This is a genomic window from Flavobacterium sp. MFBS3-15 (assembly GCF_026107645.2).
GTDB lineage: Bacteria > Bacteroidota > Bacteroidia > Flavobacteriales > Flavobacteriaceae > Flavobacterium.
Genome location: NZ_JAPCHV010000015.1, coordinates 124,562 through 130,683, shown reverse-complemented (window position 1 = coordinate 130,683; position 6,122 = coordinate 124,562). Strand labels below are relative to the sequence as shown.

Here is a 6,122-nt window from a genome sequence, read left to right as displayed (position 1 = left end):
GACAACAGCTCGTTTAAAGGCTTCACTGTACCTAATACTCGGGGATAAACCTGTCCCCTTAGAATCCTGCTTTTTCATAATATTGACATTTATTAGTCAACTTTTTTCAGGACGAGACAATACTATAAGAATCCCCCAAAGCCATTACAGCCCGGGGGATCTTGCTTAAAAAGGATAACTAACTTATCTATTTCCTGCCTACGACCATTTTGCGGGCCTGTTTGAATTTTCCTGCTGTTATTTGGTAATAGTAAATACCTTCGGATAACCCGGATGCATCAAATTCAACTGTGTTTGTGCCGGAAGCAAAAGTGCCGTTAGCAATTTCACGTACCAGCCTGCCCTGGCTGTTGTATAGCTTCAGGGTTGCCTTACTGTCATTTACAAGGTAAAACGGTATTTCGGTATTGCCCACAACCGGATTAGGGAAATTTTGCCCAAGCAGGTTTTTGTCCGTAACGGTATTTCCGATATTATCAAGTCCAAGTGCGTCGTGCTCGGTTTCAAAGAAATACAATCCCTCATAAAAAACCTGATTGCCCGCATTCCCTCCCAAAAGCAGCCTGTTATCGGGATGGGAGATAAGGGCCTCACCATAGAATTCAGCATATTCGGGCCCGACAAAAAACTGCTCATCGCCATTTCCTTCGGCATCAACAGTAATCAGTGTAGCAATAGGGAAGGGTGCGCTGTAGATTTTGTGCGGGAAAGGGTCGATGATCTGCTGGTCCATGATAAAGCAATTGTCAGAGCCATCGATGATGAAGTCGTTGTAATAGCGCATGTTTTCCGAAGCAAAGTTCCAAAGCTCGTTGCCATCGGCATCATATTTTACCAATGCGTTGTTAATATCGCCATTCAATGCCAGGCTGTAGCCTATGACAGCGATTGAGCCATCAGAGAATTGCTTTACTTTATATGAACGCTCGTCTTTATCGGGTTCGCCAAATTCCTGGCTCCACGCAATTGTACCATCTGCATTTACTTTGGCGGTAATCATGTTGGTGTAGTAAGTATCGGTGTTTTCAGCAAAGCCATTCACATATACGGCTCCACCGCTGTCAATAAGCAGATTGGTGCCGGATGAGTTGGAACTTTCAATTGGCGCTTCCGCCACCCAGCCGGGACTTCCATCGGCATTAAATTTCACTACGGTGGCATTTACCTCCTGCGACATAAAATTGCCCGACCCCGAGTGTCCTGCAAGGATAAGCTCGCCATTATGGCTTACACTACCGCCGTTAATTGCATAAATATTATCCGTTTCGGTGCCGCTTCCGTTATAGGTTGTCCATTGTATGGCTCCGGCACTGTTTAGCTTTACTGCCACAAAAGAGCTATGGTCTGAAGCCTCGGTCTCATATGCGGTTCCACCTAAATACAATGCCCCATCATTGCCGGCTTCCATTACATAGACCGCCTGATTAATAAGCTCTACTTCGGTTTCCCAAAGCTCATTACCCACAGGTGAAAATTTCTTGATAGTTAGCGCAGTCTGGTCCCAGTCGGGTAGCAGGCACACAAATACATTGCCGTCCTTATCTGCGCGTCCAATGATACCGTTAGCAGTATTGCCGTTTTCGGCATTAAACACCTGTTCCCAGGCAATCGTGCCGTTTTGGTTATATTTCACCACAAAGTAATTTGCATTGAGCATGTTGTCTGCAAACGTATAATACTGTCCGGTGGATATTGTACTATTGTTATTGTCCGGAGACGAATACAGCATAGAGGCGCTTGGGTTGCCCATGTTGTTATACACAACGTTCCATTCGGTTTCCGGGGCTGTATCTCCAAAAGCAGATTTCACGGTTTCTACAACGGCCCCCTGTGCACTGTAGTATGAATTGACAACCATGTAGGCATTACCATTGACATCAACGCCTACGCCCGCCATGTCGCCCATGCTGGCAGTACCTTCTGTAGTAACGATCACAAACGCCGCCTCTCCGAGCAATGCACCTGTCGGCGAATATTTCTTAACACGGGCCGCTACATTTTGTTCCCATTCTTCGGCACCCGGAGTCATGCCATTGGCCGCTACCACAATATTACCGTCATTGTCGAAAAGGAGCAGTGAGTTTACTGCCTCTATAAGGTCGGTTGTAGTGCGGGCCCAGTTTTCGGTGCCATCAGGCTCATAGGAAATGAGCACATTGCCATCGGTAGAAAAACCTCCCCTGTGCAGGCCCGCCACATAAACTTTGTTGTTATGCACTGCAACGGCATAGCCACTGGTGTTTTCCTCATCTGTCCTGAATTCTTCAACCCATTGTTGTACGCCTGAAGCATTATATTTTATAGTCCCGGCATGCCCAATGAACGTATCGAACATACCTGTTACATAAATGTTACCATCAGCGTCCGTCGTTATGCCTCTTGCAACCGAGTTGGTTACTTCCGAAGGGTTGGCCGGATCGGTGCTTGGGTAGTTATAGGCCTGTACCCAAAGCTCGGTGCCGGTTGGGCTGTATTTTACGGTGTGGTAGTTCAGCCAACCGTCGGGATTAGGGCTGTAGCCGGTCACAATCACATTGCCGCTGTCGTCAACAGCAATGGCCGTAGCCTCGTTCCAGCTGCCTTCGCCCGGGCCATTTTCCCTGGCATTCCAGGCTTCTGAGCCATTGGCATTGTATTTAAGTGTGATGTAATCAATTGAATTACCCGAATAGCTGATTCCTGTGATGAAGATATTACCATTTGCATCAGATACGATAGCTGCAGGGATATCTACACCTTCACCGGGACCTTGGTAAATGGCTGTCCATAATTTTGCGCCTGTGGCCGGGTTATACTTAATGGTCTTAATGTCCATGTCATTGCCATTCCAATGAATGCAGGTTGCAACAAGGTTGCCATCATCATCAAGCAATAGCGTCATACCGGTTTCCACAGCATATTGCGCGGTGTTTTCGCGGGTTTCCCAAATTACTGTTCCAGTTGGGCTTACTTTAATAGTAAAATAGTCGCCCCCAGGATGCTCACTGTTACCGCTCCCACCCGTGATGTAAGTATTTCTTCTGCATCGGTAACCGAAGCAAGCGGCACATCATTGCCTTTAGTGGTAAGTCCGCCATAAAACTCATAGCTCGTGTCCATTGTAGCCATAACCGGCTGCCTTATGCCAAGCTGTGCAAGCATTTTTTCCTGAGGGTTGTGGAACACTGGTGTTGCAGGTAGCTTATTTTGCCATCGGGTAAGCTTTGAAAGAACGCCGGTCATATGCGATACCTCAAAGCCTTCCTGGTTTCGCAATCCCTCATATTCTTGTGCTGCTGCAGCCAATGGCAACGCGGCAAAAGCAATGACGGCCGAAACGATTGGGGTAATAATTTTCATAGCGAATTAAGTTTTGATTAATTAACAGTATTGTAAATGTATTGAGAACCCCCATTAAATAAGCGTTAACAGTGTTGACATATGTGTTGACAGAAATACCAACATGGCTGAAACAAAATGATTTAGCAATATGTCGCTTTTTTTCAATACACGCTTTAATCAGGACTATAATTTTGCAGCATCAATCATCAAATCAATCAAAATGAACAATTACAAACGTTATAATGTGTTTAACAACATACACAAAGGCCTTAGGGCAATGTTGTTTGATACGCAATTGAAGATCCAACAAACTGACTTCAACCAACCCGAAGCAGCAGCCGTTATCGAACAGCTCGAAACGGCGCTGTTTTATTTTGACGAGCATGCCGACCACGAGGACCGCTACCTCATTTCGCCCATTGCAAAGCTTGAGCCCCTTATAGCAATGGAGCTTGAAAATGACCATTTGGTAGACCATCACCTTAGCGGACAGCTAATAAGCAGCATTGCCCAATGGAAAAGTGCTGAAGACTTCAAAGGAAGGGAGTTGGCCTGGAGGCATATATTTTATGCCGTAAATGAGTTCATCGCCTTCAACCTGTACCACATGAACAAAGAGGAGAATCAACTGCTATTGTTGCTGTGGAAGTATTTTACAGATGAACAGATAATGGCAATGGAGCACGAGCTTGTTCAGTCTATCGATCCTGAGGTTCTTATGGCCGAAAGCCGATGGATGATGCGCGGACTTAGCGTACCGGAAATTGCACGATGGCTGGAAGGAATTCGCATTGGCGCGCCAAAGCCGGTATATGATATATATGTACAGATTGCCAGAGAGGAACTAAAAGGAGAGCGTATGGCACAGGTGGAAGATAGCTATGAGCTGAATTATTAACTCAATGCCCAGTATTATGAATATCTGTTATCGTGAAATACAACCCTCTCCAGAACTGATGCCATATGTAGACTGTTACTGGTTACAGTCGTTTACCGATTCTGCCGGGCAAACATCGCCCATACAGAGGTGTCCGCCCTTTGGAACAGTTGAACTGATAATCCACCTGGACGACAACCATTGTGATGTGCTTTTTGACGATGTTTGGCAAAAACTGCCCCGTGTTTTTTTGGCCGGACTATACCGCGACGCTGTAGTGTGGCGATCACCTGGAGATACACGTAAATTTGGAATACGCCTTAAGCCTGAAGCTCTACATTCGCTGTTTAAGGTTCCGGCTTCGGCATTGTATAACGATTATACTTCTATTGATAATATTGGATTCCACCAGGCGGTTTCGTTTGCAGAAAGCCTCATAGGGCTTCCTACGCTGGATCAGGTTATTACTAAAACAGAATCGCATCTGAAAGAACAGTTGCTAAGAACCCGTAGAGAAAGCAATTATTTTATTGAGGCTGCCAACCTGATGCGCACTGCAAAAGGTGATATAAGTGTAGAAGAGGTAAGCAACCGGCTTTCGGTAAGTCAGAGGCAATTGCAGCGTGTGTTTAAAGACCAGGTAGGTACGACCCCAAAAACATTTGGGCGTATCATTCGCTTCAGCAATGCTTATAAAGAAATGCAAAACCTTGAGAAAGCCGGTGGCTGGGCGGGGCTTTCGTACCTGTTGGGCTATGCAGACCAGGCGCATTTCATACGGGAGTTCAAAGAATTTTCAGGCCTTATCCCGCACGTGATGCTGAACGATGAAGACCAGATTTTCGGGAAAGCGATATAACAGATAAAAAAAATTACTTTCCGAAAATCCTGCTGACATACTGTTGTCACAACGTGCTAATACCTTTGCTGTATAAACCAAATAAAGTAAAGATATGGAAACAATTGCAACAGCTACAGTAATTACCCCCGAGGCTTATTTAGCGCTTTGGCAGGGCCACAGAGGATTGACACGCCGGGTTATAGAGGCTTTCCCTGAAAAGGAATTGTTCAGGTTCTCTATAGGCGGGATGCGTACCTTTGCCGTACTGGCTATGGAAATGACCGACCTCGCCAACCCCGGGATGGAAGGTATCGTAACAGGAGAATGGAAAGACATGAACAGCCTGCCGCACAGCTCGGGCGAGGGAATGCCCGAAAACAAGGAAGAGTTATTGGCCTTATGGGACGAAACTACAGCTAAGATCAACAGGCTGTGGGAAAAACTGGATCCACAGGACTTTCAAAAGCATATCGTGGCATTTGGAATGTTTCCCGGTACAGTAAGCAGCACGCTTCAATATTTTATAGATAACGAGATACACCATCGGGGGCAGGGTTATGTATACCTGCGTGCACTCGGCATAGAGCCGCCTGCCTTTTGGGACAGGTAACATAAAAAGTGACAAGCCTCATATTTTTGAGGCTTTTTTATTGGTCATAATTTGAAAAAATACAATGTATATTTCCCATAACATGATGAGTGTCATGTTTTACACGGCAGTAGCGCCCGAAATTTGTACTATAATTTAAATACAAAAGGTCATGAGCTACTATCAAAAAAATTTAGAGGCATATACAAGAGGGAGTATGGGTTTTAATGCGCTTGCTGTAATGGTGCAAAGCTGCATAGGTGGTATTGCCGCCATGATGGTGCTGCAAAACGGCACTAGCCCGGCTCAAATGATACAGTTATTCTTTGTGGTTGCGCTGTGTAGTGGTTTCAATGGTGCAGTATTGTCACAACAAAAGCCAAAGCTGGTATTCGACCTGCTGTTGTTAAGTGTTATTGGCAATAGCCTTTTCGCACTTATCAATGCATTTATATAATAATTTTGCCGACATCTAATCAGAAAAAGCTATACGT

Annotated in this window: 6 protein-coding genes; 4 read left to right on the top strand and 2 right to left on the bottom strand. The window is 45.4% G+C overall.

Annotation, left to right across the window (positions count from 1 at the left end; translation table 11 throughout):
• Positions 1–187: 187 nt before the first annotated feature.
• Both OGH69_RS13840 and OGH69_RS13835 read right to left on the bottom strand, forming a co-directional pair.
• The gene (locus OGH69_RS13840) at positions 188–2,893 is read right to left on the bottom strand and encodes a T9SS type A sorting domain-containing protein (protein WP_265175075.1); all 2,706 of its coding nucleotides are present in this window, start codon (positions 2,891–2,893) and stop codon (positions 188–190) included.
• Positions 2,894–2,946: 53 nt separating this feature from the next.
• On the bottom strand, positions 2,947–3,339 hold the full coding sequence (locus tag OGH69_RS13835; protein ID WP_265175074.1) for a hypothetical protein: 393 nt from the start codon (positions 3,337–3,339) through the stop codon (positions 2,947–2,949).
• 202 nt (positions 3,340–3,541) lie between these two features.
• Here OGH69_RS13835 and OGH69_RS13830 point away from each other — a divergent pair, with 202 nt between their 5' ends.
• The 4 genes from OGH69_RS13830 (at position 3,542) to OGH69_RS13815 (ending at position 6,085) form a co-directional block, all read left to right on the top strand.
• Positions 3,542–4,219, top strand: a complete 678-nt coding sequence (locus OGH69_RS13830) for a hemerythrin domain-containing protein (protein ID WP_265175073.1) — start codon at positions 3,542–3,544, stop codon at positions 4,217–4,219.
• A 16-nt stretch (positions 4,220–4,235) separates the two neighbouring features.
• Entirely contained in the window at positions 4,236–5,057 is an 822-nt protein-coding gene (locus tag OGH69_RS13825) for a helix-turn-helix transcriptional regulator (RefSeq protein WP_265175072.1), read from the top strand.
• Positions 5,058–5,151: 94 nt separating this feature from the next.
• Positions 5,152–5,649: a DinB family protein gene (locus tag OGH69_RS13820; protein WP_265175071.1), complete on the top strand. Its 498-nt coding sequence runs from the start codon at positions 5,152–5,154 to the stop codon at positions 5,647–5,649.
• A gap of 151 nt (positions 5,650–5,800) precedes the next feature.
• Complete coding sequence (locus OGH69_RS13815; RefSeq protein ID WP_265175070.1) at positions 5,801–6,085, top strand: hypothetical protein; 285 nt, start codon at positions 5,801–5,803, stop codon at positions 6,083–6,085.
• The last annotated feature ends 37 nt before the right edge of the window (positions 6,086–6,122 follow it).